The sequence below is a fragment of the Bariatricus sp. HCP28S3_F11 genome (assembly GCF_052065395.1).
Lineage (GTDB): Bacteria > Bacillota > Clostridia > Lachnospirales > Lachnospiraceae > Allocoprococcus.
Genome location: NZ_JBQHUC010000009.1, coordinates 1 through 26,081, shown reverse-complemented (window position 1 = coordinate 26,081; position 26,081 = coordinate 1). Strand labels below are relative to the sequence as shown.

At 43.3% G+C, this 26,081-nt stretch carries 20 protein-coding genes and 1 CRISPR repeat array; of the genes, 3 read left to right on the top strand and 17 right to left on the bottom strand.

Going from position 1 to position 26,081, the window contains the following annotated elements; genetic code table 11:
- Nucleotides 1-60: 60 nt before the first annotated feature.
- The 3 genes from ACTNBR_RS06220 to ilvD all read right to left on the bottom strand — a co-directional run bounded on the left by ACTNBR_RS06220 (nucleotide 61) and on the right by ilvD (nucleotide 3,931).
- A complete protein-coding gene (locus ACTNBR_RS06220; RefSeq protein WP_441042683.1) occupies nucleotides 61-1,179 on the bottom strand; it encodes a TrkA C-terminal domain-containing protein in 1,119 nt (372 codons plus the stop codon).
- Between the two features lie 74 nt (nucleotides 1,180-1,253).
- Nucleotides 1,254-2,240, bottom strand: a complete 987-nt coding sequence (locus ACTNBR_RS06215; protein ID WP_441017255.1) for an ornithine cyclodeaminase family protein — start codon at nucleotides 2,238-2,240, stop codon at nucleotides 1,254-1,256.
- Between the two features lie 23 nt (nucleotides 2,241-2,263).
- Nucleotides 2,264-3,931: a dihydroxy-acid dehydratase gene (ilvD, locus tag ACTNBR_RS06210; protein WP_427805929.1), complete on the bottom strand. Its 1,668-nt coding sequence runs from the start codon at nucleotides 3,929-3,931 to the stop codon at nucleotides 2,264-2,266.
- Between the two features lie 171 nt (nucleotides 3,932-4,102).
- Here ilvD and ACTNBR_RS06205 point away from each other — a divergent pair, with 171 nt between their 5' ends.
- On the top strand, nucleotides 4,103-4,966 hold the full coding sequence (locus ACTNBR_RS06205) for a LysR family transcriptional regulator (RefSeq protein ID WP_441017258.1): 864 nt from the start codon (nucleotides 4,103-4,105) through the stop codon (nucleotides 4,964-4,966).
- 77 nt (nucleotides 4,967-5,043) lie between these two features.
- Here ACTNBR_RS06205 and ACTNBR_RS06200 read toward each other — a convergent pair whose 3' ends face one another.
- Nucleotides 5,044-6,096, bottom strand: coding sequence for a PTS transporter subunit IIC (locus tag ACTNBR_RS06200; protein WP_441017293.1), 1,053 nt, complete (start codon nucleotides 6,094-6,096; stop codon nucleotides 5,044-5,046).
- Between the two features lie 171 nt (nucleotides 6,097-6,267).
- On the opposite strand from ACTNBR_RS06200, the gene ACTNBR_RS06195 reads away from it, so the two are divergent.
- Nucleotides 6,268-8,004 (top strand): DUF885 domain-containing protein, encoded by a 1,737-nt coding sequence (locus ACTNBR_RS06195; protein ID WP_441017260.1) that lies wholly within the window; start codon nucleotides 6,268-6,270, stop codon nucleotides 8,002-8,004.
- A gap of 255 nt (nucleotides 8,005-8,259) precedes the next feature.
- Here the strand turns inward: ACTNBR_RS06195 and ACTNBR_RS06190 are convergent, their stop codons facing one another.
- From ACTNBR_RS06190 to ACTNBR_RS06180, 3 genes are all read right to left on the bottom strand, one after another.
- A complete protein-coding gene (locus ACTNBR_RS06190; protein WP_441017263.1) occupies nucleotides 8,260-8,784 on the bottom strand; it encodes a spore maturation protein in 525 nt (174 codons plus the stop codon).
- Nucleotides 8,785-8,889: 105 nt separating this feature from the next.
- Nucleotides 8,890-10,248: an MATE family efflux transporter gene (locus tag ACTNBR_RS06185; RefSeq protein ID WP_441017266.1), complete on the bottom strand. Its 1,359-nt coding sequence runs from the start codon at nucleotides 10,246-10,248 to the stop codon at nucleotides 8,890-8,892.
- Nucleotides 10,249-10,452: 204 nt separating this feature from the next.
- Complete coding sequence (locus tag ACTNBR_RS06180; RefSeq protein ID WP_441017269.1) at nucleotides 10,453-11,664, bottom strand: Gfo/Idh/MocA family protein; 1,212 nt, start codon at nucleotides 11,662-11,664, stop codon at nucleotides 10,453-10,455.
- A 202-nt stretch (nucleotides 11,665-11,866) separates the two neighbouring features.
- Between ACTNBR_RS06180 and ACTNBR_RS06175 the strand changes: the two genes are divergently transcribed.
- Complete coding sequence (locus ACTNBR_RS06175) at nucleotides 11,867-12,727, top strand: AraC family transcriptional regulator (RefSeq protein ID WP_441042682.1); 861 nt, start codon at nucleotides 11,867-11,869, stop codon at nucleotides 12,725-12,727.
- Between the two features lie 23 nt (nucleotides 12,728-12,750).
- Here the strand turns inward: ACTNBR_RS06175 and ACTNBR_RS06170 are convergent, their stop codons facing one another.
- The 10 genes from ACTNBR_RS06170 to cas3 form a co-directional block, all read right to left on the bottom strand.
- A complete protein-coding gene (locus ACTNBR_RS06170) occupies nucleotides 12,751-14,454 on the bottom strand; it encodes a M3 family oligoendopeptidase (protein WP_441017275.1) in 1,704 nt (567 codons plus the stop codon).
- Nucleotides 14,455-14,731: 277 nt separating this feature from the next.
- Nucleotides 14,732-16,881: direct repeats of the CRISPR family, unit length 32 nt; unit sequence ATTTCAATCCACGCTCCCGCGAGGGGAGCGAC.
- Between the two features lie 179 nt (nucleotides 16,882-17,060).
- Complete coding sequence (gene cas2, locus ACTNBR_RS06165) at nucleotides 17,061-17,351, bottom strand: CRISPR-associated endonuclease Cas2 (protein WP_427820664.1); 291 nt, start codon at nucleotides 17,349-17,351, stop codon at nucleotides 17,061-17,063.
- Between the two features lie 11 nt (nucleotides 17,352-17,362).
- On the bottom strand, nucleotides 17,363-18,394 hold the full coding sequence (cas1c, locus tag ACTNBR_RS06160) for a type I-C CRISPR-associated endonuclease Cas1c (protein WP_427820663.1): 1,032 nt from the start codon (nucleotides 18,392-18,394) through the stop codon (nucleotides 17,363-17,365).
- The gene (gene cas4, locus ACTNBR_RS06155; protein WP_427820662.1) at nucleotides 18,391-19,053 is read right to left on the bottom strand and encodes a CRISPR-associated protein Cas4; all 663 of its coding nucleotides are present in this window, start codon (nucleotides 19,051-19,053) and stop codon (nucleotides 18,391-18,393) included. The genes cas1c and cas4 overlap by 4 nt, the downstream gene beginning before the upstream one ends.
- On the bottom strand, nucleotides 19,053-19,943 hold the full coding sequence (gene cas7c / locus ACTNBR_RS06150; RefSeq protein ID WP_427820661.1) for a type I-C CRISPR-associated protein Cas7/Csd2: 891 nt from the start codon (nucleotides 19,941-19,943) through the stop codon (nucleotides 19,053-19,055). Before cas7c ends, cas4 begins: the two co-directional genes overlap by 1 nt.
- Nucleotides 19,944-21,674 (bottom strand): type I-C CRISPR-associated protein Cas8c/Csd1, encoded by a 1,731-nt coding sequence (cas8c, locus tag ACTNBR_RS06145; protein WP_427820660.1) that lies wholly within the window; start codon nucleotides 21,672-21,674, stop codon nucleotides 19,944-19,946.
- Nucleotides 21,671-22,333, bottom strand: a complete 663-nt coding sequence (cas5c, locus tag ACTNBR_RS06140; RefSeq protein ID WP_427820659.1) for a type I-C CRISPR-associated protein Cas5c — start codon at nucleotides 22,331-22,333, stop codon at nucleotides 21,671-21,673. Before cas5c ends, cas8c begins: the two co-directional genes overlap by 4 nt.
- Before the next feature lie 19 nt (nucleotides 22,334-22,352).
- Nucleotides 22,353-22,793 carry a hypothetical protein gene (locus tag ACTNBR_RS06135; RefSeq protein ID WP_427820658.1) on the bottom strand — a complete coding sequence of 147 codons (441 nt, stop codon included), beginning with the start codon at nucleotides 22,791-22,793 and terminating at the stop codon, nucleotides 22,353-22,355.
- Nucleotides 22,777-23,244 carry a DUF3990 domain-containing protein gene (locus ACTNBR_RS06130; protein WP_427820657.1) on the bottom strand — a complete coding sequence of 156 codons (468 nt, stop codon included), beginning with the start codon at nucleotides 23,242-23,244 and terminating at the stop codon, nucleotides 22,777-22,779. The genes ACTNBR_RS06135 and ACTNBR_RS06130 overlap by 17 nt, the downstream gene beginning before the upstream one ends.
- Nucleotides 23,245-23,480: 236 nt before the next feature.
- A complete protein-coding gene (cas3, locus tag ACTNBR_RS06125) occupies nucleotides 23,481-25,619 on the bottom strand; it encodes a CRISPR-associated helicase Cas3' (protein ID WP_441017278.1) in 2,139 nt (712 codons plus the stop codon).
- Nucleotides 25,620-26,081: the final 462 nt, after the last annotated feature.

The window sequence follows — 26,081 nt, the reverse complement described above, 5'->3', positions numbered from 1 at the left end:
AAGCGCCGTTTCAAGTATTTTATCTCTTGAAACGGCGCTTTACCATTCGTTGCTTATTTTTTATTCTTTACTTAACGCTTCCAGATGCTCAACATTCATTTCCGCTCCCATTACCCATAGAACATCTCCCTGCCGGATCACGGTTGTGGCATGCGGCATCATAATCGTATCATCTTCACGCTTGATACCCACGATCATACAGTGCTCCTCCGACTGAATTCCGGTATCTTTCAGCTCTTTCCCGCAATACGGTTCTTTTCCGGTCACTTTCACTTCTACGCAGACAAGTGGCGACTGTCTCTCTGTCTCACCGAATCCCATGAAATCTTTCAGTGTACTGATCGTATACTTCGCTCCGACATCCTGATAATCGATGAATTTCTGTATCGATTTGGAAAGTCCGACTGCAAATACACGGTCTCCGCCATATACTACTGTTTTCCCGGACGGCAGCATCAGCATCTCTGTACCATGCTCGATTTTTACGATGAATATGCTCTGATTCTTGCCCCATCCCAGATCCATCAGATTTTGCCCGACATAAGTTGCATCTTTCGGGACAACAAACGACATGATTCTGTAATCCTCTTCAAACAGATCCATAAATGCCGGATTGCTGATATCGGAAACGGACATACTTGCAAACAGGAATGACGCCCTTTTCAGTTTGGAATATTTCTGTCTCTGTCTGTAGTCGAGGACATATAATAACACGCCGGTCATCATCCACGCAAAGAAGAGTCCAACAGCCGTTCCGCCCATAAATACTGGCTGATTCGGAATAAACAGAAGAATCAGCAAAAGTGCATAAAATACGCAGGACAGTACTACCGTAATAACAACCGTTTTCCCGACACTCTTCGTATTTCCTCCTGCACTCTCAATCCCCTGCGGAATCGTCTCAAATCCGGCAAGGATTCTCGCTCCAACCAGTGCGAAGCAAAGGATCCTCTGAAGTGTAGCGGATGTCGCCACACCTCTCCGGTTAATCAGATACAAGATAATGGATATAATCGTCCCGACAACAATATGCCCGATATAGATATCCGCTCCCGCCAACGAGTACAACGGCTTTCCTGCTTTCAGCTGTGGAAACAGAATCCCGAGAATATCAACGACATAGATTGCTTCCCATGGAATGATCGTGATAAACGCTCCAAACGCTGCCCATCCTGACACAAAGGCCACAAAATATACATGCATTTTATCAATGAGAACACAATTTCTGAAAGTTTTTTTGAATCTATTTTATTCTATTTCCACTCAGTTCCTACATTTGCTTCCACCGCTTTTTCATAGATCTTCTTGGCAGCCACCAGATCCTGAACCGCAACTCCTACGGTCTCGAAAACAATGATTTCCTCATCATTTTCTCTGCCTACGAGTTCCCCTTTCAGTACCATTCCAAGATCTCCTGTAAAGTCTTCTTCGGTGATGATTCCTTCTTCTAATGGAATCAGAATATCTCCGGATTCAGACAGCACCGCCTCTTTCGAATCGAAATAAATCTTGGATGCTCTCGGCAGGATTGCCGGATCCATCTCCTGCATGTGGTGCTGGTATGCTCCGACACAGCTAATGGTCGCTCCGGCTTTCACCTTTGTTCCGTCAAACACCGGTTTGGAAGATGGTGTCACGGTGATCAGAAGATCCGCGTCATCGATTGCTTCATCGGAAGAATGAACCGGAATAATCTTTGCTCCGTATGCCTTCAGTTCTTCCTGCATTCTTTCTGCAAATGCGGCAGTACGCTCATAATTCAGGTCATAAACCCGGACTTCCTCCAGTTTTCTTGCTTCCAGCATTGCTTCCAGCTGAGTCGCTGCCTGTCCTCCGGTCCCGATCAGTGCACCGATCCGGCAGTCTTTCTTCGCCAATACGTCGAATGCCGCGCCGGAAGCCGCACCTGTACGGATCTGGGTCACATAGGTTCCGTCAAGCACAGCCGTAACGATTCCGGTCTTTCCGTCAATCAGAAGAACCTGTGCCGGAGAGGACGGCTTTCCCTGGTCAATATTGTGCGGAAAAATGTTGACGATCTTCACCGCAGCGGTATCCATTTCTTCTACATAGGCCGGCATAAACAAAAAACATCCGTCATATTTCGGCGCCTGGATATTTGTTCTGAGCGGGGAATCGCATTTTCCCTCAACAACCAGACGGAACGCCTCCTTATCCGCCTCGATTGCATCCCTCATAGTAAATACTTTTTTAATATCTTCTCTTGATAATAACAGCATCTTTTCACTCTCCTAAAATCTTATTATTTGAATTTTGCGTCCAGTCCCCACGGCTGCATCGCTCCGCCTTCTTCTGCCGGGCGGCACATCTTTGCGTAAATGTTCAGGCATCCCTTCTCTTCCTTAAGCGGTGGGCATACCCAGTTTTCACGTCTTTTTGCCAGTTCCTCATCGGATACCAGAAGCGATACTTCACCGTTCGGAATATCGATCACAATCTCATCTCCATTTTCCACCAGTGCGATCGTACCTCCGTCATATGCTTCCGGTGAAACGTGCCCGATAATAGCACCGAAGTTAAATCCGGAGAATCTGGCATCGGTAATCAGTCCTACACTCTTATGTAATCCAAGTCCGATCAGAGCATCAATACTCAGCATCAGTTCTTTCATTCCCGGTGCGCCTTTGCATCCTTCATAGCGGATTACAATGATATCGCCAGGCACGATCTGTCCACCCTGAATTGCTTCAAATGCGGAACGGTCATTTTCAAATACTTTTGCTTTGCCTTTCATGTACTTCACTTCGTCATAAACCGCTGTCGGACGTACGATTGCTCCGTTCGGGGAAAGATTTCCGCGAAGGATCTTAAGTCCCGGTTCATGGAACAGCGGACGGTCCAGAGAATGGATTACTTTATTTTCCTGTGCGGTTACTTTGGACAGCACTTCGCTCCATGGACATCCGTACATGCTCGGTGCGTCTGTATGCAGTTTGCTCTCCAGCATTTTCATGACATTCGGTACGCCTCCGGCATAGTGAAAATCTACTACCGTATACGGGCCGCTCGGTACGACTGCATTGATGCACGGGATTTCCTTGGCATAATGTTCAAAGTCTTCCAGTGTCAATTTGATTCCCAGTTCGTATGCATAAGACAGCAGATGCAGTACCGCATTGGTTGATCCGGCTACCGCCATGTCAAACATGATTGCATTTTCCAGAACTTCCTTCGTGATCAGATCGGAAGGTTTTCTTCCTGCTTTTGCCATCAGAACCGCATATTTTCCTGCTTCACGGGCTTTGCGAAGTTTTGCATTATCGGTTGCAGGGATCGTTGACGTTCCCGGAAGTACCAGATTCAATACTTCCCCCAGCATCTGCATCGTATTCGCTGTTCCCATGGACGGACATGCACCAAATGACGGGCAGACATTGTCTTCCATTTCCATCAGTTCACTCTCATCGGCGCCTGAGAAACGTGCTGCATCCAGATCCGCTTCTACGACTGTTTTGCCGCAATACTGTCCCGGCTGCATAGATCCCCCTGTCACCACCATGGCAGGGATATCCAGGCGCATTGCCGCCAGATAGCAGCCGGCAATAATATTATCACAGGATGCTACCATAACCAGTCCGTCAAAATTGTGGACACGGCTGACAAATTCTACCGACATGGCCACGATGTCGCGTCCTACCTGTTCGTATTTCAGTTCTTCCGCTCCATTTGCAATGTTTCCGCATGTTGCCGGAATTCCGAATTCAACCGGCACGCCTCCTGCTGCCCAGATTCCTTCTTTGACTGCTGCCGCGATCTGGCGCAGATGTGCGGATCCCGGTGATCCCTCCATATATGAATTCGGTACACCAATATGCGGTTTCTTGCGGATATCACTATCTGAATATCCGGCCGCTTTCATCATCACTCGTCTATGTGCCGCTTCTGCTCCATTCCAGAATTCTGTTCCCATAAATTTCTCCTCCTATTTAGTATGCATTTGAGGCAGTGACTGGGTGACTATGTACCCGTCCCCCTCTTGACAAAAAACATTCATCCATGTTTATAATAAAAGATAAAAAGCAATTCGAAAAGCAAATTATTTTAATAGGTAGTATCACTTTTTTTAATAGAAGGAGTTCGCATGAATAAATATGAAATCATTCTGGATGTCTGCGAGACACACAGTATTTCTAAAACGGCCGAAAAACTGAATTATACGCAGTCTGCCATCAGCCAGGCGATCCGAAGTTATGAGAAAGAGCTTGGTTTTCCCCTGTTCAAGCGTTCCAAATCCGGCATGGATCTTCTGCTTGGCACCGAGGAGATCATTGAATCACTTCGGATCATCTGCCGGGAAGAGCAGCAGATCAACCGGCTTGCGGCGAGACTGAACGGACTGGATACCGGATATATCCGGATCGGTACAATCCAGAGCATCGCCTATCACTGGCTCCCGGATATTCTGAAGGAATTCTCTTCCGTCTATCCGAATATCAACTTTGAACTTACGGTCGATGGTTTCAGCGGATTGAAAGAACGTCTCCACAGCGGCGAACTGGACTGTATCTTCGTCTCCCGCTATTCTGTCCCGGAATCTTCCTTTATTCCGGTGGGAACGGATGAGCTGATGCTGGTCACCCCCGCCGGTCACCCGCTTGCATTTCAGGCCGAAGTATCTCTTGCCGATATCGATAATGAGAACTTTATTCTTTCCTCTGATGGTCTGGATTACGAGATGGGAAATATTTTCGCCATGAACAACATTACCCCTAAGATCCGCTACCGGCTGAACGAGGATTTTGCCACTTTGAAAATGGTGGAAGCAGGTTTCGGTATTACCGTACTTCCGCGTCTTTTGCTGACCAATGCGCCTTTTGACGTCTGTGTCCGTTCTTTTTCCAGCCACTATACGCGTGTTCTGGGTGTCGCTTATTCTGAAAATGCAGCCGCAGCCCCGGCAACGCTTCGGTTTCTTGATTTTGTCAAAAGCCACAGCAATTCATAACAAGTAAAAAAACGAGTAACCTCTTCGATCCGGTTTGGTTACTCGTTTTTCTTATATGTATTCGTCTAAATCTTCTTTTACAGATCCAGTTTCAGATCGTTTTCTCCGATCCAGCCTTTCTTGCGCATCGGAATCGCGATCAGCCATGACAGAAGTCCCGGCAGGATAAAGCAGATCAGGAGCAGGCCGATCCAGTCCATTGCTGTGATCGCGGCTTTCGCTCCGTTTGCGATATCACTCACCCATCCGGTGTACACACCAATCTGTCCCACAAGGCCGCAGGTTCCCATTCCGGACGCAACCGCCGCTCCGTTCATCTGAAGGCGGAAGATACAGGTGGCAATCGGGCCTGTGATTGCTGAAGCCAGAATTGGCGGGAGCCAGATCTTCGGATTCTTAACGATATTTCCCATCTGAAGCATGGAAGTTCCGATTCCCTGGGCAAAGAGTCCGCCCCATTTATTTTCCTTGAAACTCATCACCGCAAATCCGACCATCTGGGCACAGCATCCGGCCACTGCCGCCCCTCCGGCAAGCCCTGTCAGAGAAAGAGCCGCACAGATTGCCGCACTGCTGATCGGAAGTGTCAGTGCAATTCCTACGATCACAGATACCAGAATTCCCATAAAGAATGGCTGCAGTTCTGTCGCCCACATGATTGCAGTTCCTACGGTGCTCGCCGCCTTGCCGATTGCAGGCGCACATCCGAGGCTGAGCAGAACGCCGACTCCGATCGTCACCATCGGTGTTACAATAATATCAATTTTGGTTTCTTTGGAAACCAGTTTTCCAAATTCAGCAGCGAAAATCGTCACGACCAGAACCGCAAGCGGTCCGCCTGCTCCTCCCAGCTCGTTTGCCGCCATACCTACCGCCGCCAGTGAAAATAATACCAGCGGAGGACACTGCAGCGCATATCCGATGGATACCGCCATCGCAGCACCGGTTGCTCCCTTTGCATAAGCTCCCACCATCACAAGGATCTCAATTCCGGTCTGTTCTCCAATCGTACTGATGATCGTACCGATCAGAAGAGACGCAAACAGCCCCTGGGCCATTGCACTGAGTGCATCGATCCCATATCTCTTTGCAGAGAAAATAATGTTCTTTTTCTTTAGAAACTCTTTCATAAACCCTCCATTTTCCATTGCCATCCGGCATGTCATCTTGTCACTTGTCATCTGTCTTGTCACTTGTCGTTTCTATGAATATTATCCACATTTTTCGCATTTCGTCAATATCTTTTATTTCTTTTTTTCCCTATTTCTTCATATATTAATAAAAAATCTTATGGAGTCTCTATGTCCTATCACCTTCTTCACTCCCAGAAGAAACGAATTTCTCTCATTCTTCCCTTTTTCATAATTCTTACTATGCTGAACGGCTGCAGTCAGATCAGCTTTTCAACCAATGAAGATAAAGCATTTCGTAAATTCACCCACGATCTTTTTTGCCGTGAAGTTTCTTCCAACACGATCAGCCTTCACTACACCCTTCGCAATCCAGCCGATTACGGTATTTCGGACTGCCCCGTTACATACGGGAGCTTTCCCAGCGATCCGGATGCTGCTCTGGCTTCGATTGAGAACTGCCAGGCATCGCTTCATCAGTTTCATCCCGCCTCTCTTTCTGAGGAGAATCGGCTGACATACGAAATTCTGGACTCTTATCTGGATACTTCCTCACAAATGGCGGAATATCTCCTTTACCAGGATCCTCTATCGCCAATCACCGGCATTCACGCCCAGCTTCCTGTCCTGCTCTCGGAATTTCAGTTTTACAGTGTCGAAGATGCCGAAACATATCTGGAACTTCTGGAAGATACCGATGACTATTTTGATTCTTTGATTGCATTTGAAAATGCCCGTATCGACGTCGGCATGTTTATGCCGGATTATCAGGTGGATTCTGTTACGAGCCAATGCATTTCCTTTGTAGAAATGGGAGAAGATAATTATCTGTACGAAACATTTGAAGAACGGCTGGATTCTCTGGAGCTTTCCGATGAGGAACGGAGCAGCCTTATTTCACAGAACGACGCAGCGCTTCAGAATGTGATTTTCCCTGCATATCTGGAACTTGCCGATTCTTTAAATGCATTAAAAGGAAACGGAACGAATGAGAAAGGGCTTTGCTATTTACCCGATGGGAAAACCTATTATGAGATCCTGGTCCGCAGTAAAACCGGCATCTCCGATTCCATCGAAGATCTGAAGAAAATGACTCAAAAACAGATCATAGAAGACCTGACTGCCATGGAAGAGGTTCTTTATTCCGATCAGCTTCTGTCGGTTCTGGATTCCATGGCGCCTTCTTCGATGTTAAATGACCTGAGGCAGAAGATCAACGGTGCGTTTCCAGAGATTCCGGACGTAGAGACCTCTGTCAAATATGTCCCGACCGCTCTGGAGGATTACTTAAGTCCTGCATTTTACATGATTCCTGCAATCGATAATATTTCCGAAAACGTGATTTACATCAATCAGGGGCAGACTTCCGGCGGACTTTCCCTCTACACCACACTGGCTCATGAGGGCTATCCCGGTCACCTGTATCAGACTGTATATTTTTCTTCACAGAACGCCGATCCGATCCGCAGTCTCCTCGATTTTGGCGGCTATGTAGAAGGCTGGGCAACCTACGCAGAAATGATGTCCTACTACATGGCACCGATTTCCAAACCGGAAGCCAGCCTGTACCAGAAGAATACTTCTGTTCTTCTTGGGCTCTATACACTTGCCGACATCGGAATCCATTACGACGGGTGGACGCTGATCGATACCGCTGTGTTTTTCAAAGACTATGGGATCACAGACCTCGCAGCGATCCAGAATCTCTATGAACTCATCGTCGGTGATCCGGCGAACTATTTGAAATATTATCTTGGTTATCTGGAATTTCTGAATCTGAAGAAAGAAATCGCGGGAACACAAGGCGACGATTTCTCGCAGAAAGAATTTCATAAGGCCGTACTGGATGTGGGGCCTGCACCGTTTGATATTGTGTATGAATCTGTCAGAAAGGCACTTTCAAATTGAACAAAGACAACTAAAAAAGGAGGATCCTCCGGCAGGCTAGTATAGCGTCCGATAAATAACTGGACCAATCACGCAGAATACTTCTTCGAGTGTGCAGGTCAAAAAACGTAGGCGTAGCGGGCTACGCTGAGGCTTTTTGACCTGCGCAATCGGAGAAGGAGGCAAGTGAGTGGTCCAGTTATTTTCGGGACGCTATACTAGTACCGGTTGCAGGATTCCTCCTTCAAAAAACTGTTTTCAGCAAGACATCGTTTCTCACATCATCCCAGCCAACACCACACTTGCCGCCAGCCCCGCAAACGTAGCCGCGAGCGCCCCGGCAAATGTGTATCTGGTCTTCGTCACCTTCGCCGTCATGAAATACACGGACATGGTATAGAAAATCGTTTCTGTACATGACATCGAGATGGAAGCGATCAGACCCACTCTTGAATCCGTTCCATATTCCCGGAAAATATCCAGCAAAAGGCCGGTTGCCGCCGAAGAAGAGAACATTTTCACAACCGTAAGCGGCACCAGTTCTCCCGGAAATCCGACATACTGTGTCACTCGTCCCAGAAGTCCGGATATGTATTCCAGGAATCCGGACGCTCTGAGAATCCCGACCGCCACCATGAGCCCGATGAGCGTCGGCATGATCTTGATCACCGTGAGGAATCCGCTCCTGGCTCCCTTGATGAAGGTATCATAAACATCCACATTCATACTGATCCCATAGATCACAATCCCCAAAATCAGAAACGGTACAATAAAATCGCTCATATAGAGAAAAAACTGCATAAAAAACTCCGCTTGAATTCCTTATTACAAGTCTATTCAGCGGAGTTTTTCCCCATTCTTCCAAAATTCAAGTACGCCGAGTCTTTATCTTCTTTCAAGATAAATTTATTCCGACACAGGTTGTTCGAATTTCTTCATGTCATGCTTCATAATGTAGAAATACATCACCAAAAGCAGACTTCCTGCCAATACCCACGCGGCAGGACTTGCAAGGCACACACCCACATAGCTTTTTCTTCCGGCAGCGACCACGGCGACTACTCCTCTTCCGATCAGTTCCGCCACCCCTGCCATCATCGGCATGAGTCCATATCCCATTCCCTGGATTCCGTTTCGGTATACATTCACGATCATAAGCGGGACAAAAAACATCACCACACATTTCAGATAAATATCCACCGACTGCATAATCGTATTGACGTTATCAGAAACGAAAACATATGTCATATATTTTCCAAAGAACGCTATGAGCAATCCAATCACTGCCGAATAAACGCATCCCATCATTGTGACTGAGCGAAATCCCTGATGGATTCTTTTTACTTTTCCGGCACCGATGTTCTGCGCCGAATAGGTCGCCATCGTTGTTCCCATCGCCACGTATGCCTGATTTGCAATTTGTTCCACTTTCCCTGCTGCGGTAAATGCTGCCACTTGCACGGATCCCAGCAAATTCAATGACGTTTGTACCATCATACTTCCGATCGCTGTGATGGAATACTGAAGTGCCATCGGGAAACCCACTCTGAGTTGATTCCATATCAAATATGATTTGAACCGGAAGTCATCTCGTTTCAAATGTAAAACAGATACCTTTTTCACAATATAAACCAGGCATAAAACCCCCGAGATACCCTGCGCTGTCACGGTTGCCCATGCGGCCCCTGCCGTTCCCATTTTACATACAATAATAAACACAAGATCCAACACGATATTCAGGAGTGCCGCCAGTATCAGGAAATACAACGGAACCTTACTGTTCCCCAGCGCTCTTAAGATGCTCGACAGCAGATTATACAGCATCTGTGCAAAAATTCCCGCACAGATAATCATGATATAGACATAAGCATCCTGAAATATATCCTCCGGTGTCTTCATAAACCGTAGGAGCGGCTTCATAAATGCCATACTGACCACGGTAAGAAGTACAGACATCAACGTAGAAAGTATCGTCGCACTCGCTACTGTCTGGCGCATTGCTTTCATATCACCGGCTCCGAATTTCTGTGCAGTAAGCACCGTAAATCCGGCCGTCATCCCCATCACAAAACCAAGGATCAGAAACATGATCGTTCCGGTGCTTCCCACTGCCGCCAGAGCACCTGTTCCCACAAACTTCCCGACGATCACCGTATCCGCCATATTATAAAACTGTTGAAATACATTTCCAATAAAAACCGGGAGTGTAAATTCAAAAATAATCTTCCCGGGGCTTCCTGTTGTCATATCTTTCTGTAATGCCATGCTCTTTTGCTCCCCTTCTCATATATTGCTATCGTTCAAGCGACCGCCCTCCTGCTTTTCAAGTGCTATCGGAGAGCGGCCGCTTTCTTTCAAAATTCACAAATGCAATTATAAGAAAAATAATAGCAAAGCACAATTGACGTTTTTACAAAAAATATAGGAAAATACAATCTGTTTTTCGTAAGAATGATAAACCGGTAACAATTACTCCCTTGGAAGGATCTCACTATCCCACTTTCCATTTGTGAAATCCGGAATATCCACCACTGCTCCGCCTCTGGCAATAGACATTTCCGAAAGTACAGTAATTGCCATCCACGAAGCGGCATCGTAAACATCGATTGGCATAGGTGCATTTTCTCGAAGTGCACGGAAGAAAGTCCTAAATTCCAACCAGTCCATTCCATCATGTGTTCCCTGAACTCCTTCGGCAAGATACTCCTTCCAGACCGGATGCTCATACTGTTCTTCATAAAGGTGAGCATTGTTTATATTTGTCTTTCCCCAGTCAAAATCATGGGCAATATCCTCTTCTCGGTCCAGAAATACAGAATCTGTCACTTCCTCATACATTCCCGCGGTTCCCCGGACTGTAAAATTGCGGGTATAATATCGAGGCAAGGTTGTATCCAGCGTCAGCACGATCGTTTCACCCTTCGCACATTTGATGACAGTAGTCACGATATCTCCCTGTGTAAAAATCTGTTTCTTCAGAAATTCATCTTCAGGTTTATTCTTTAAAATATAATCACGAAGGCCGGACGCCTTTGAAGCCGTTGATGTCAGTGTCAGCATACGATTTCCATGATTGATATTCAATATTTTGGCAATCGGTCCCAGATCATGTGTCGGATAGTTGTCACAGTTTCTTGACAGGTAATTTCTGAGGCGATAATGCCTGTTCTCTTTTCCAAATGTAACTTCCTTCCTGAGATCATGCTGGTATCCACCGGCGCAGTGCACGATCTCGCCAAATACGCCCTGCTGTACCATATTGAGTACCATCATTTCGCGTCTTCCAAAACAGCAGTTTTCCAAAAACATAAACGGTGTCTTTGTCTCTTCATAGGCTTTTACCAGATCCCAGCACTGATTCAATGTATAGGCTCCCCCTACTTCCATCGCAACTGCTTTCCCCGCATACATAGCAGCGATTGCGATCTCCACATGGCTTTCCCACGCCGATGCTATGATCACCGTATTCACTTCTTCATCCCGGATCACGTCCTCCGCATCTGTATATACATGAGGTCTGTCCTGACCCGCTTTGTTCACCAGTTCCGCTCCATTTTCCGCCCGGTCAGCATAAGAATCACAAACCGCCGTCACGTGTTCCCCCTGTCCAAGCACAATGTCTTCCAACAAATTCGCGCCTCTGCTTCCGAGTCCAATAAATCCGATCTTGATATCCGTCATATCATTCTCCTCCTTTATCTCCATAAGAATCACTTTTCAATTTCTCTGGACAATGCTATAATATCACCATCAAAAAGATATATCTATGGCTCATTAGCTCATATATATGTATTTTTAGCTCATTTTATAGACAAAGAATATGGGACCACTAAATCGCAGCATGCAAATGCAGAATCTGACACAGATACGGGAGAATATCGGTATGCAAAAAGAAAACATAGTCTGGATGGCCTATCATATTGAAGAGCAAATTATAATAAATAGTCTTTATTCATTATTTGAAATGCATTATAACGATGGGTATGCTTTTCAAGGGGAAACCCACAATTTCTGGGAATGCCTTTACGTCATAGACGGTAAAGTCTGCGTCTCCGGAGATGAGCGTGTTTACAACCTTACACGCGGTAATATCGTATTTCATAAACCGATGGAATTTCATAAATTTCTTATTCATGGGGAAGTCGGTGCCGATCTGCTGATTTTCTCATTTTCTGCCGAAGGATCACTTACTTCATTTCTCAAAAACAAAGTATTTGCTCTGTCCGAATCCGAAAAAGAGATTATTTGCCGGATGCTCTCTTATATGAGATCCGAGGCAGATAATCTCTCTTCTTCGAATTCTAAAGGCATTGACTACCTGGAGTCTTTCGTTCACTCCCCCGCTTACTTTCAGACAGTGAGTACCTACATTCAGCAACTGATTCTTCATTTGTCCGAAAATGGAGTCGTATCCTCCACTTCCTCCGCACCGGATGCGGTATGCTTCAGCAGAGCAATCAGTTACCTGAACAGCAATATCCATCGCCAGCCGTCCATATCAGAAATAGCCAGGTTCTGCAACATCAGCGAAGCAGGAATTAAACGCATTTTTGAGAAGTTTGCGGGAATCGGCGTCCATAAGTATTTGATCAAACTCAAAATGAAGACCGCTTCCGAACTCCTTCAGGATGGAGAAAGTGTGTCTTCTGTCGCAATAAAGCTTGGTTTTAACAGCCAGAGTTATTTTTCCCGCGCTTATAAAAGGGAAACCGGCAGAATACCCTCCAATGAAAAACAAAAATAAACACGCTAAAGCAATGCCCGTTTTTATTGAATCCCTCCCAAATCGAACTCGCTCAGCCATTTCTTTGCAGCTTCCGCTACTGTCTTCAGGCAGTTTTCGTCAAACGGGCTTACCATTCCCGCATGCTCCAGAAGTTCCGTAAACACACGGCTTCCTCCCTGTCTGGTATATGCCATGTAGTGTTCCCACGCATTCTTCTGGTCTTCCTGAATCATTGCCCAGAACTCCAGAGCCACCGTCTGTGCAATACAATAATCGATATAATAGAATGGAAGCGAATAAATATGGTGCTGTCTCTGCCATCCTTCTCCTTCACTGTAAAATGGAATCTCGCCGTCCAGTTTCATCCATGGCATGTAAATTCCCAGCAGTTCTTTCCATACTCCGTGCCTTTCCTTCGGTGTCATATCCGGTTTTTCAAACACAATGTGCTGGAAATGATCCACCATCGTTCCATACGGAATGAATGTCAGTGCACCGGCGAGATGGCTGTACTTGAACTTACGGGTGTCTTCACCAAAAAACCCGTCAGCCCACGGCCATGCGAAGAATTCCATAGACATAGAATGTACTTCACAAGCTTCCATTCCCGGCCAGATCTGGCTGTACGGTACCCGGTCGCGATTCAGCCAGGCCGCAAATGCATGTCCCGCCTCATGTGTCACGACTTCCACATCTCCCTGGGTACCATTAAAGTTCGCGAAAATAAACGGCACTCCATAGTCAGCAATGCTTGAGCAGTAAGCTCCGGCTTCTTTTCCAGGCGTTGATAATACATCAAGAAGTTCCTGATCCAACATGGTGTTGAAAAATTTGCTGGTCTCCGGAGACAGTTCATCATAGAATTTCTTGCCTTGTGCAAGAATATCTTCCGGCTCTCCGCACGGCTTTGGATTACCGGAACGGAACTTCAGCGCCGCATCCGCAAAACTCAGTGGATATTCCCTTCCAATACGTTTCGCCTGCTCTCTGCATACCGCATCCGCTACCGGCACAAGATATTTCACAACCGCCTCACGGAATCGACCAACCTCTTCTTTCCCATAACAATTTCTCTGCATTCTATAATAACCAAGTTCGGTATATCCGTCATATCCCAACTTCCTTCCAATCTGGTCACGCACATGAACAAGCTGATCATACAGATCATCCAGTTCCTTCTGATTATCCTTGTACCACTGCCCCTCCGCTTTCCATGCTGCAAGACGTCTGTCATCGTCCGCATCATTTTTAAACGGTGCCATCTGCGAAAGAGTATAAACATCCCCCTCAAACGGAATCTGCGCTGATGCAAGCAACTTCTCATACGTCGTCGCCAGCTCATTTTCCTTCTGCAGATCCGGGATGATCTCCGGTGCAAATGTCTTCTTAGCCATTTCTGCTTTTATAAACATTACATTACCGTATTCTTCTTCGAACTGTGGACGGAACGGGCTTTCCAGCATTGCTTTATTCCATTCCTGACGGTATTCTTCCAGAACCGGTCCCGATGTATTCCAGAACTTCATCTCGTCATCATAGAATTCATCCCTGGTATCAATAGAATGGCGGATGGATACCAGTGACTCCATGGTATCCACATGCTTCTCATACGTTTCCCTCTCAAGGAAAACAGCCTTCGCACTTTCATAGCTTTCCGCCTTTGCCAGACGCTCATTAAACTCATTTAATTGCACCTTAACCGCCTCAAGATCCGGGCGCTCATAAGGCATTTGTGAAAACTTCATTTCTTTGATCTCCTTTAGTGTTTCATGATTTTTCCATAAATCATGGTAACATATTTGAATAAGAATCACAATAGGATGACTGGGGGACGGGTACATAGTTACGGCTCTGAAGCCGAGGGGCGCTGGTCGTGGCAGGGGTTGGTGTCAAAAGCTATGTTTATAAACAATTAATACATTTTTTTAATACAAGGCTTTTAACCCAAGCATCGTAACAAAATGAATGTCTCTTTGTTAAATTATACAATACACACTTACCACAGCGGTACTCGCTTTCATTGTATCAATCCACGCTCCCGCGAGGGGAGCGACCTTCTTCCTTGACGAAATGGATGCAAGTATTCCAATTTCAATCCACGCTCCCGCGAGGGGAGCGACGTTGTTCCAATCCACACTACGCAACCCATAATAAATTTCAATCCACGCTCCCGCGAGGGGAGCGACCTTTTGCTCGTTTTGCAAGTTCCATTGGTTTTCCATTTCAATCCACGCTCCCGCGAGGGGAGCGACATCGGAATTGATACTGTAGACGAATCGTTTTATAATTTCAATCCACGCTCCCGCGAGGGGAGCGACTAGGGCATTTCCCTTTGCTTCACATCCAAAACAATTTCAATCCACGCTCCCGCGAGGGGAGCGACGTTCTGCATGATGTCACAGCAACACTGACTTAACTGATTTCAATCCACGCTCCCGCGAGGGGAGCGACCGATGGGGGCTATGAGCATTCTCGAATACCGAATATTTCAATCCACGCTCCCGCGAGGGGAGCGACATCTACAATCCATCCTTTTTCCCAGAATACACAACATTTCAATCCACGCTCCCGCGAGGGGAGCGACTAGCACCACCACTAAAACTTGCATCACTACCTGCTATTTCAATCCACGCTCCCGCGAGGGGAGCGACGGAATCGCCGCAACATCAAATGCAGACGCTTTTAATTTCAATCCACGCTCCCGCGAGGGGAGCGACCAAATTCGATAAACTCATCAATATCTTTCTGAGAATTTCAATCCACGCTCCCGCGAGGGGAGCGACGCAGCAGACTTAACGCAGATCCTCCGTGAAACAAATTTCAATCCACGCTCCCGCGAGGGGAGCGACTCAGCTTGTCCATACATCCTCAGCATCATATTATATTTCAATCCACGCTCCCGCGAGGGGAGCGACTCGAACGCGAATACTAATGTCTCTATGATGGGCATTTCAATCCACGCTCCCGCGAGGGGAGCGACCACCTCGCTTGTTGATATCTTTAATACATTCAGCATTTCAATCCACGCTCCCGCGAGGGGAGCGACATACTATCTGAATATCATGAGCGTCCGGCGTGATATTTCAATCCACGCTCCCGCGAGGGGAGCGACTCTCTGAGCTCTGTTCGAATGTCTGCCAGGACCATATTTCAATCCACGCTCCCGCGAGGGGAGCGACATCAAGCTTTGCGCCTCTAACTAGATGATATTTCATTTCAATCCACGCTCCCGCGAGGGGAGCGACGATCATGTCAGAAGATGGCGTGATTGCAAAAGTTATTTCAATCCACGCTCCCGCGAGGGGAGCGACATAATGGAATACAGACATTCAATAAGGATTATTCATTTCAATCCACGCTCCCGCGAGGGGAGCGACATACCAAAACATGGTTAGTAGTTCGGTGGAGTTATTTCAATCCACGCTCCCGCGAGGGGAGCGACGATATTTATTCCGTGCAAAGCGGATAGATAACGGAATTTCAATCCACGCTCCCGCGAGGGGAGCGACATCCGCGGATAACCTGTATGATAAGATCATGTCAATTTCAATCCACGCTCCCGCGAGGGGAGCGACCAAGGCGGAGCGATTAACCGAATCCTTGAGGTTATTTCAATCCACGCTCCCGCGAGGGGAGCGACAGCGATCCGGGAGCAGTAGCAAATGGTTTAAAGATTTCAATCCACGCTCCCGCGAGGGGAGCGACAAGCCCTCAGAAATACCTGCTCGGAATCACGGATATTTCAATCCACGCTCCCGCGAGGGGAGCGACAGAGTGCCCGCACAAGCCAGATAAGAGCAAACACGATTTCAATCCACGCTCCCGCGAGGGGAGCGACAGCAAAAATATTAGCGGAGGAATTCGCGGATGAATTTCAATCCACGCTCCCGCGAGGGGAGCGACGCAGGAGTCTTTCTTTTCTCTGCAGCTTTCTTCCAATTTCAATCCACGCTCCCGCGAGGGGAGCGACCAACGCTTACTGACGCGAAATACGATCAGACTATTATTTCAATCCACGCTCCCGCGAGGGGAGCGACAATCCCAATCCGGTATGTATCGCCACGCATTTCACATTTCAATCCACGCTCCCGCGAGGGGAGCGACTGTAGCACAAATGTTGCGATATGTGATATTTTCGATATTTCAATCCACGCTCCCGCGAGGGGAGCGACAGCAAAATTGCACACATTCGCAATATTTTTTCAGGGAATTATGTGAATCTTGTCAAAATCTGCAAATAACGCTTACAAATTATAGCTTTTTCTACTTAATTATATGTTTTTTGCAATCATTTTCAAGTGCGAATCAACTAGTATTTTCTTGTTCACTGATAATTCGCACCAACTAATAACTACAGAACCAGTACATCGTCTATTGCAATTCCGCGTTCTACACCTATACTTTCAACTTTTGCTTTATATTTATTTCCTAAATAGTAAAACCTTAAACTATCTACTTCTGGATCAATAATATCCGACAACACTGATTTTAACTGGATGCATTGGGCATTATCAAGCACACATTCAAATACTGAATTCTGTACACGTCTACCATAATTCACACATTGCTTTGCAACTTTTCTTAATCTAGTTTTACCCGCAGATGTTTCTGTGTTTACATCATACGTAATTAATACCAGCATAAACTAATCCCTCACTTCCATAAAAAAGGTGGATACGCATCTAAATCTCCTCTCAAATATCTTGCCAGCAACATAGCTTGAACATAAGGTACCATTCCCCACTCAACCTTTTCCTTTAGAAAAGGATGTGTGAGAGTCTCACGCTTTTTATTCTGCCATTCCACTAATACAATTTTTCTGGTTTCATCATCCATCAAAACTGCACCATTCTCCTTTTTCTTGAATCCTTTTCCCGAGATCATTTTTTTATTTATCAAAGATACTACAAACCGGTCTGCAAGAACCGGACGCAATTCTTCGATCAAATCCAGAGATAACGAGACTCGTCCGGGGCGTTCAGTGTGAAGACATCCCACATATGGATCAAGACCAACCGTTTCCAATGCAGAAGTAATAGTATTGGTCAATAACGTATACACAAATGAAAGTAATGCATTTACGTTATCTGTAGGAGGCCGCTTTGTCCTTCCTTGAAAGAAAAAGTCTTTTTTCTGTTGAAGAATCAATTCATCAAAAACGCCAAAATATATTTGAGCCGCCTGCCCTTCAAATCCACGTAACTGTTCCTTTGCCCCACAATCGCGTACATCATTTAATGAATTCTTCAGATTTTCTGATGCCTTTTTCATTTTCTCAACATCCACCTGTAAACCATGATCCCGCGTTGCTCTCTCTAACACCCATCTGGCATTATATATTTTCCCAATAATACAATTCTTTGCAACATTCAAGCTGGTTTCATCATTCAGAAAACTCCTATATTGCTGTTCACGTAAAATCACATTCCCTTTGACTTTTCCACTTACTCTTGCCAAAAATTTCCCCTGAGGTGACAAATAACATAAAGAAATATTTCTGTCTGCACATGCTCCCATCAGCGCCGGACTTGTCCCTTTATATCCAAACGAAACGATTCCTTCTAAGTTATGCAGTGGAACTCTTCCTTTCTCACACCCGTTCTCTGAAACAACTACATTTTCCCCATCAAGAGACACATAACTGTCTTCTGATGTAATATACAATGTATTCAACAATTTTTTCACTGCAAATCCCCCAATGCCTGCTCAATATACTCACTTACTGTAGATGCTTTCTCCATTTTGGGCATACATATATCCTTTAATGAACAAGAATTACACCTTTTACTATATTTCACTTTTGGTGTATACTTATCTGCATAATATTGATGCATTTCTTTTACCATATCTTTTACATGTTTCCTTAATTCGCCGGTAAATTGAATAATTTCTCTTCTTCTTGTTTCTCCATAAAAAAGTGCGCCTTCTGAAATATCCGTAGAGAACATTTCCTCCAAACACAATGTCTGTGCCGTCAATTGCAAAATATCTTCTTCGGACTCCTTAGGTTTTCCTTTTTTATATTCTATCGGATATATTTCAAAAAATCCTCTATGCCCATACAACTTTACTCCCTGCTCTTTTTTGTGAAATTCTACTACATCGCATTCTCCACTTATTCCGAGTAAACGTGAAGAAATCGGAAGTGCTCTTGTAATAAGCACATCCTTTCTCTTCTCTGTCAAGTATGGATCATGCGCTTTTTTATGCATTAATTCTCCAATCACTGTATGTTCATTTTCTGCCCATTGTTGTTCAATATGGATCAAGGCCCATTGTCTTCTACAGAAGCTAAAATGTTGAATCCCAGAAATCATCAAATATTCATCTTCTCTGTATTCCATTATATTTTCCTTATCAATTCCACTGTATCCGGTATCATATCTTCGCATATATTGATCGTATAATCCTGATATTTTCTCGGATATACAACCTCTTCCTTCCTTTTCACTTCCACAGAGTCGAACAATTTATATGCCGGGCAATCTCCCAGTTCCTTACTATGCTTAAACACAATTAATTCGCGAACAGCCATCTTTCCCCGTGCTGCGGAATGGTCGTTCTCAAACATATTAATAATCGCTTCCCACAAAAGTTCTAAATCATCCTCTGAGAATCCTGTCACTTTTCTTGCAAGATTTGCCGAAATATATCCTTCTACTCTGTACAGAGCATACGGAACAATATTTTTACGTCCCATTTCTGTACTTTTATTCTCAGCATCTTTTTCGGTAGTAATTGCCACTCTGGTTATCGTAACTTCCTGACTTACAATCGGATCAATACTCCTTGCAAATCCAAGTTGCACCGGCCCCCTTACCTGCCCACAATTTAATGAAGCCTTTACAAATGTAGTCATGACTGCTCCAAATGTTCGAATGTCATAAAAATTTCGACACATGAAATCCCTGATTTTTAAATCGGCATCGGGATCTTTCTTCTTCAGTTCTTTCACTGTCTTTTCATTTACCCCAAGATATTCAAAAGCTTTATTATCACTTCTGTTAAGGGGAACATCTTCTTTAATATATATACTATAACCTGGTTCATCCTCTTTTACTGTCTCAACATAATTTCTTATTTTACGTTTCAAGCACACATCCGTAATCAGTCCATATCCTGTCTCAGGATCTATTCTCGGCATATTGCCCGCATCAGGATCTCCATTTGGATTTCCATTTTCAATATCAAATAAAATTACAAATTCGTGTCTGTTTTTAATTACCTCACTCATTTATTCTTCCTCCTTTTTTTCATATAATTTCTGTACTTGATGATAATATCCTAAAATAAAATGCCCCTGTTCTTCTAGTGTAAGACTTTTAGGAAATTCTGTTATTTTCCCCAGCAGTTCTGCCAGTACACCTTCAAAATATGCCTTTCTCCATTCTTTTTGTCTTCCTATTTTTCGAAGATGGCTGTTCTTTAGTTTCATCAAAATCGGAAAGACTGAAGCCGGATTTGAACAAGCTGAATTGAAATATCTATCTTTTATCGTTGAATTAATCTCCGGGCTGGCATCCTTCTGTATGTATTCGAGTATTGCAAAAATTCTCCCCAACACATATGCCGTATCATTTGCCTCCTGATTCAATACCACAAAATCCTCCTCCTTTTCTAATGCCTTATTTTGAATTAAATATGCTTTTATAATCGAAGCTCGTCCCCATGTAATCCTCCCTTGCTCTGCTCTAACCCTTATCAATATATCGTTATATAGACTTTCAGGATACCTTCCATTTTCCAGGATTGCTCTTAAAACCGCTCCCGGAAGATTCGGTATCGGCTTTTTCTCTTTAGCTTTTTGATTAACAGTCTCATTTAACATGCTTCCAACACCTAAATATTCCCGTTTTTCCCAGGACGGTTTTACCAATTTCATTCTATTGTAATGCTTTTGAAGATGATCCAGTATCTTTCCAAAACTGTCCTCATAAAAAAAGCGGACTGCCAATCTGGCTGCATTAGGCGCCAATCCCAAAACATAAAATTTTTGATTGATATTCAATTTGATTCCATTTACATCAATTGCCCGTCGTTCTTTTAAATTCTTGAAAATACTTTTTATTATTTCCTGATTATCATCTCGTGGTTCTAAGAATCCACATAACAGATCTTGATATACCTCTTCTCCATCTTCTGCCCAAAACACAACCGTTGTATCTCCAAATTGAAAAACATAATCTCTTTGTGCCAAAAGATAATTTAACGCTGTCGTATAAGCAAATGCTGCATATCTTCCTACCGGTGCATTGTAACTCTGCTCTTTTCCATAAGATTCAAATGCAGGGGCATTAAAAGATACCAGCGCCGCTCCACTGGATTGTGCTCCTTGTACACCTTTTATCGTCGAATGGATTCTTGCAATTTCATCTTTTTTTCCTGTAACAAGGCATGTCCCCGACATTTTTCCTTCTTCCTGATTCAGAAAATCTTCCCATGCCGTATGTATCGCCCCATCATCCTGTGCTTCGTTTTCATTCATTACGAAAATCAAATTACCTCCATCCGTAATGTCTTCCCATATTTCTTTTAGCTTGTCATGCTCTTTTGCATTCTCCGGATTCCATGTACAAAAAAAATTTCTTATGGCTTCTGCCATCTCTCCGCTCACTGATTTCAATATTTTTAAATGCTTTTCTTTAGAAGCTTCAAAACATTCCTGCACTCTTTTCCCATTTCCCGATGTGTCAACTCCCAAAATGTATTTCGAGTTATCACAAAGGAAATTAGCCAGTACCCCTGAAGAACGGGAAACTGTCTGTGGAACCGTTCTGTATACAGGTACCAGTACCTTTATTTTTCCTCTTTCCATCTCCTGTTTTAGAGTTATCACTCCTTTTATTCTTCCATTTACATCCAGATTCAAAGCATAGGACACTTTCGCTTGACACCATCCTTGTGCTGCGACTTTGTTATTATCCAATAACGCTTCATAATAATTCACCAATGCCTGCAGAATCATCGAATCACCTCACAGTCTTTCAAATCGATCACTCCTTTTTTCATAATTGCCCTGAAAAACATAGGCTGGATATTCTCTGGATTCGAATAATCCATATCATAGAGCATAAATCCCAAATCCCGTTCATCCTCATCCGAATAAGCTGTATGAATTTCCTCTTCTTCGCACAAGCAAAATCTTACCGGGAATTCTCTGCATCCAAAATACGGCGTATGAAAACACTCCCCTTTCCTTAATCTCCGCATAATAATGTCCTTAAATTTCCCAGAATTATCACTGATATTTGCCTTATCCGTCATTTCAAAATGTGCTTCAATAACATATTCCACATTTCGAAGCAATATGGAAGATCTTTGTACAATTTCTGCTTTACTGCTAAGATAAAGCCTTTTAGGACTCCCATTATACACTGGTAATACATTATTAGCCGATACCTTGCTCTTTACTTCATTCCTTCTGACACTTGTGAATTGTATTGGTTTATTTACATAAATCTTATCAATAATCCATCTCATCCCAGGATGCCAATAGACTGCTTCCAGAATTCCTCTGGCTGCCGAAGGTGTCATGACATCATAAGAACATCTTTCCACTTTCATCTCCGGTCTACTGAATAATGCATAGTCGCCCCATACTTTTACTCTAACACCTTTTGCCATGGACATTCATCTCCTTTTACTATAAAATCTCCCCTTTTCTATAACATGCCGCAATATAATCTCGTGGCTGAAAATAAAAGTCTGTGTTGTAATCAGAAATTTTCTCATCAATCCACGAATGATATACTTCCCAGATCCCCTCAACTATATCCTCATCTGAATAGCTGTCCTCAATCAGTCTTTCATAGACTTCTCCTATCGCCCAATAATCCGGTATCCGAAACCTACATTCTCCGACATTATCAAAGGTTCCTGATGTCATCTGACATTCATTCATAAATTCGTATGCGACCTTTTCTATTGGCTCACAGTGTAATATATCTGAATATTCGTAAATTCTTTCTAAAGTTTTTTGCCCCAGTTCGTCAAGGATTTCCTCTCTCCTTTTCTTCTGAATTCTTCCTATATATTCAATCAGACTGCATGTATAAAACAATTTATTATTATTTTTTGCGCCCATATACTTCCTCACTTCCAAGAAACGTTAATGTATCTAAAGCTGAAATCGTATGAAAACTTATTTGGTGGGTCGGATGATTAAATCTTGCCAATTCCCAAAAAGCCGCTCGCGAAATTTTTTTATCAATAAAATTTTGAACATAATTAAAAATTGCATCATCCGCCATTGGTCCCTCTACAATGTCAAAGGTATGTGATTTTCCCAATCTACATGCAACAATAAAATCCAACCACTCTTCCGTCATCGTATCAAATTTTAAATATTTCAATTCCGCATTTGGTACATAATCATACTTATTTACGTACCCTTTGTTTCCATATCTAGTTGCCCACCGTTCCGCCTGCATTTTATATTCAGTACAATAAAAGCCAAAATAGAAATCCTTGTTAAATACAGCTTTCCTTATTTCTGGATATTCTACTACCTCTTTGCTTCCATGATATAAAATCATAATATCTCCTTTCCTTAATACGATTTTTCATCTTAATTTAACATAATACTACAATACAATTCTAAATATTGTCAATATCTATTTTACCATTTGACAAGTTATTTGTTCTTTCATTTTTTAATATCATATGATATAGTGAAAGAGTCTTTTGGTTTTTCCCAATTGTGGATTGAAATATCTTTATTTATCATTAACTGTTAATGGAAAGGGAAGTGCATATTGCACTTCCCTTTCCATCATATTAATATTGCCTCACCATATTCACTATCCAATGTAAGCCCCATGTCATCTGTATATTTTCCCAGAGAATTCAAAACATAGCAATCCGTCTTGGAATCCTCTGTTATTTCACCCAGCATTCCTAACGCGTACATCTTATTAAAATCATTTTCATAAACATTGACACAATAATGTCCCATTTTCCGCACAAGTTCTTTCGTGAAGCCTTTGATTCTTATTTGTGATAATAGTATCTGCGCTGCCTCTTCTTTTGGGACAAGAATAGATTTTGTTTTTTCCTCAATCAACTTGAATTCTCTGGCGGCACTAGCAAACTGAAAATTTCCTTTTCTAAACTTTTTCAATATTCCTTTTTTATCCAGACTATCTCCGCGGAAGTGATACAACATTTCGAAATACTGTTCTATCGTATTCAACTCTTCCAGATTTTTGTTTTCTTCAAGCAGACCTTCTGTTACTTCCATTTGCTGTCTCTGCCCTTGCACATATTCCTGTTGATCCAGTTTAAAAATATACGTAAAACATTCTGTTTCCGTTCTTTTACCTTCTCGGTTACATCTGCCTGCTGCCTGTATAATAGAATCTGCTCCAGCCAGCTGTCTGTATACCGTCTGAAAATCCAGATCCACCCCAGCTTCCACAAGACTTGTAGATACCACAATACATTTTTCCTGTTTCTGCAGCCGTTCTCTGATTTCATTCAGCACTTTCTTTCTATGAACAGGATACATAGCTGTTGACAGATGATAAACGCCTTCTCTCTTTATACGCTGATAAATATTTTGGGCACGTTTTTTTGTATTTAGAATACAGAGTGCTTGATTTTCCTGTTCCAGTCTTTGAATCAATTCGCTTTGCGTTATCTTGTCGAGATTTTTCACAGAAACACGTTTAAAAAAAGAAAATTGTTCATCCATTCGCGCACACAATTCCCTAATCTTTATTTCCGGTGATAATAATTCTTTTAACGCAGGCTGTGTTGCTGTGCATAATACAATGCTGCTGCCATAATAACGCAATAATTGTTCCAGTACACTTATACATGGTTTCAGATAATCATTTGGAATCATTTGCGCTTCATCAAAAATAATAACACTGTTAGTCATGTTATGTAATTTTCTGCACTTAGATGGCTTATTTGAAAATAAGGACTCAAAAAACTGTACACTCGTAGTTACTATGACTGGCTTATCCCAATTTTCCGTCGCAAGCTGCATCGGTTTCAATTCCTCGTTCAATTCATAATCAACGGCACAATGACATTCTAATACATTATCTTGTCCCAGTATATCGGCAAATATCTTTGCATTTTGCTCAATAATACTGGTATATGGAATCACATATATGATTCGCTCCATATGATGTTCTTTTGCATGCTTTAAAGCAAACGCAAGCGAAGAAACCGTTTTCCCGCCTCCGGTCGGAACAGTAAGCCGAAAAATCCCTTTTTGTTCTTTCCCCATCTCTAAACAATGCTTTAGAATTTCTGTTCTTCTCCCGTTTATTGTGTTTAAATCATCGTTATCAAGCCATCCGGAAATATGTGATTCCAGCTTTTCAAATAACTTTTCTATAGGCTCCCCATTATTTCTGATACTTTCCCCATCCATAAATCGTTCTGTATCAAGATAATCCGCATCAACAAGACAGGAATAAATCATTCTTATCAACATACTTGCAAAGAAATCCAGATTTTCTCCTTCAACTGGTTGAAAAGGCAAATTCTTTAATTCGGGGATTTCAATTTCTTCCGTAAATCTCTGGTAATCTTCCAGACTCTTTTTAAGTCTCCCCAGCATTGTTCCTTGTGTACTCATATCACTAATGCCACCCGTGTCAGGCAAACCTGCGTGATGTCCCGCAATACAATAACTCAAAAACTGATGTGCTCCTTTTTTATCCCAACACACTTTTGCTCCGGCCGTAGAATGGTCTACCTTTTCTTCATTACCATGAAGTCTTTCCTGGAATTTTAGGGAATATTTTCCTATGTCATGCAAAAGTCCACAGCAATATCCCCATTCATATGCACCAAAATTATCTGCAAATTTCCCAGCAAGCTCTGCTGTGTTCTTTAAATGTTCTTTTAACAATTGCTCATCATGTTTGGCATTTATATGTGCTAAATATTTCATATTCTAAACTTGCCCCAGTGTTTCATGATTTTTCCATAAATAATGGTAACATACTTGAAAAAGAATCACAAGCACTCAATGCGGAGAGCTGTATTTTTCCAGCTGTTACTTTTCTGTATATCTTGCACTTTCCATCTACTCATGCTATTCTAACTTTATCAAAACACAGCAGGATTCTACCTGCTATTTTTCTCGCCGTAAGGCATCTCATTTTCGGTGCTTCCCTTTCGAGGCAATAACCCGCTAATGATGAAACAAACAATATTATTTTTTACCAAGGAGGATTTGCCTATGTCAAATAATTTGCACACTCTATTCCCATTTTTACACACGCGAGAAGCACTTTTACAAGGTAAGCGCTTTATAATCAACCGGATAGTCAAACTCTAATTTTTGTGAGATACTTCAGATACTTGGAGTAATTCACTTCATATCTGATTCTCGGAGTTACAAAAGCTACGC

Bases quoted from the DNA above. Each gene is read 5' to 3' on its own strand.
- ACTNBR_RS06215 (WP_441017255.1), bottom strand. From the start codon at position 2,240: ATGCTGTTATTATCAAGAGAAGATATTAAAAAAGTATTTACTATGAGG.
- ilvD (WP_427805929.1), bottom strand. From the start codon at position 3,931: ATGGGAACAGAATTCTGGAATGGAGCAGAAGCGGCACATAGACGAGTG.
- ACTNBR_RS06205 (WP_441017258.1), top strand. From the start codon at position 4,103: ATGAATAAATATGAAATCATTCTGGATGTCTGCGAGACACACAGTATT.
- ACTNBR_RS06200 (WP_441017293.1), bottom strand. From the start codon at position 6,096: ATGAAAGAGTTTCTAAAGAAAAAGAACATTATTTTCTCTGCAAAGAGA.
- ACTNBR_RS06195 (WP_441017260.1), top strand. From the start codon at position 6,268: ATGTCCTATCACCTTCTTCACTCCCAGAAGAAACGAATTTCTCTCATT.
- ACTNBR_RS06190 (WP_441017263.1), bottom strand. From the start codon at position 8,784: ATGCAGTTTTTTCTCTATATGAGCGATTTTATTGTACCGTTTCTGATT.
- ACTNBR_RS06185 (WP_441017266.1), bottom strand. From the start codon at position 10,248: ATGGCATTACAGAAAGATATGACAACAGGAAGCCCCGGGAAGATTATT.
- ACTNBR_RS06180 (WP_441017269.1), bottom strand. From the start codon at position 11,664: ATGACGGATATCAAGATCGGATTTATTGGACTCGGAAGCAGAGGCGCG.
- ACTNBR_RS06175 (WP_441042682.1), top strand. From the start codon at position 11,867: ATGCAAAAAGAAAACATAGTCTGGATGGCCTATCATATTGAAGAGCAA.
- ACTNBR_RS06170 (WP_441017275.1), bottom strand. From the start codon at position 14,454: ATGAAGTTTTCACAAATGCCTTATGAGCGCCCGGATCTTGAGGCGGTT.
- cas2 (WP_427820664.1), bottom strand. From the start codon at position 17,351: ATGCTGGTATTAATTACGTATGATGTAAACACAGAAACATCTGCGGGT.
- cas4 (WP_427820662.1), bottom strand. From the start codon at position 19,053: ATGGAATACAGAGAAGATGAATATTTGATGATTTCTGGGATTCAACAT.
- cas7c (WP_427820661.1), bottom strand. From the start codon at position 19,943: ATGAGTGAGGTAATTAAAAACAGACACGAATTTGTAATTTTATTTGAT.
- cas8c (WP_427820660.1), bottom strand. From the start codon at position 21,674: ATGATTCTGCAGGCATTGGTGAATTATTATGAAGCGTTATTGGATAAT.
- cas5c (WP_427820659.1), bottom strand. From the start codon at position 22,333: ATGGCAAAAGGTGTTAGAGTAAAAGTATGGGGCGACTATGCATTATTC.
- ACTNBR_RS06135 (WP_427820658.1), bottom strand. From the start codon at position 22,793: ATGGGCGCAAAAAATAATAATAAATTGTTTTATACATGCAGTCTGATT.
- ACTNBR_RS06130 (WP_427820657.1), bottom strand. From the start codon at position 23,244: ATGATTTTATATCATGGAAGCAAAGAGGTAGTAGAATATCCAGAAATA.
- cas3 (WP_441017278.1), bottom strand. From the start codon at position 25,619: ATGAAATATTTAGCACATATAAATGCCAAACATGATGAGCAATTGTTA.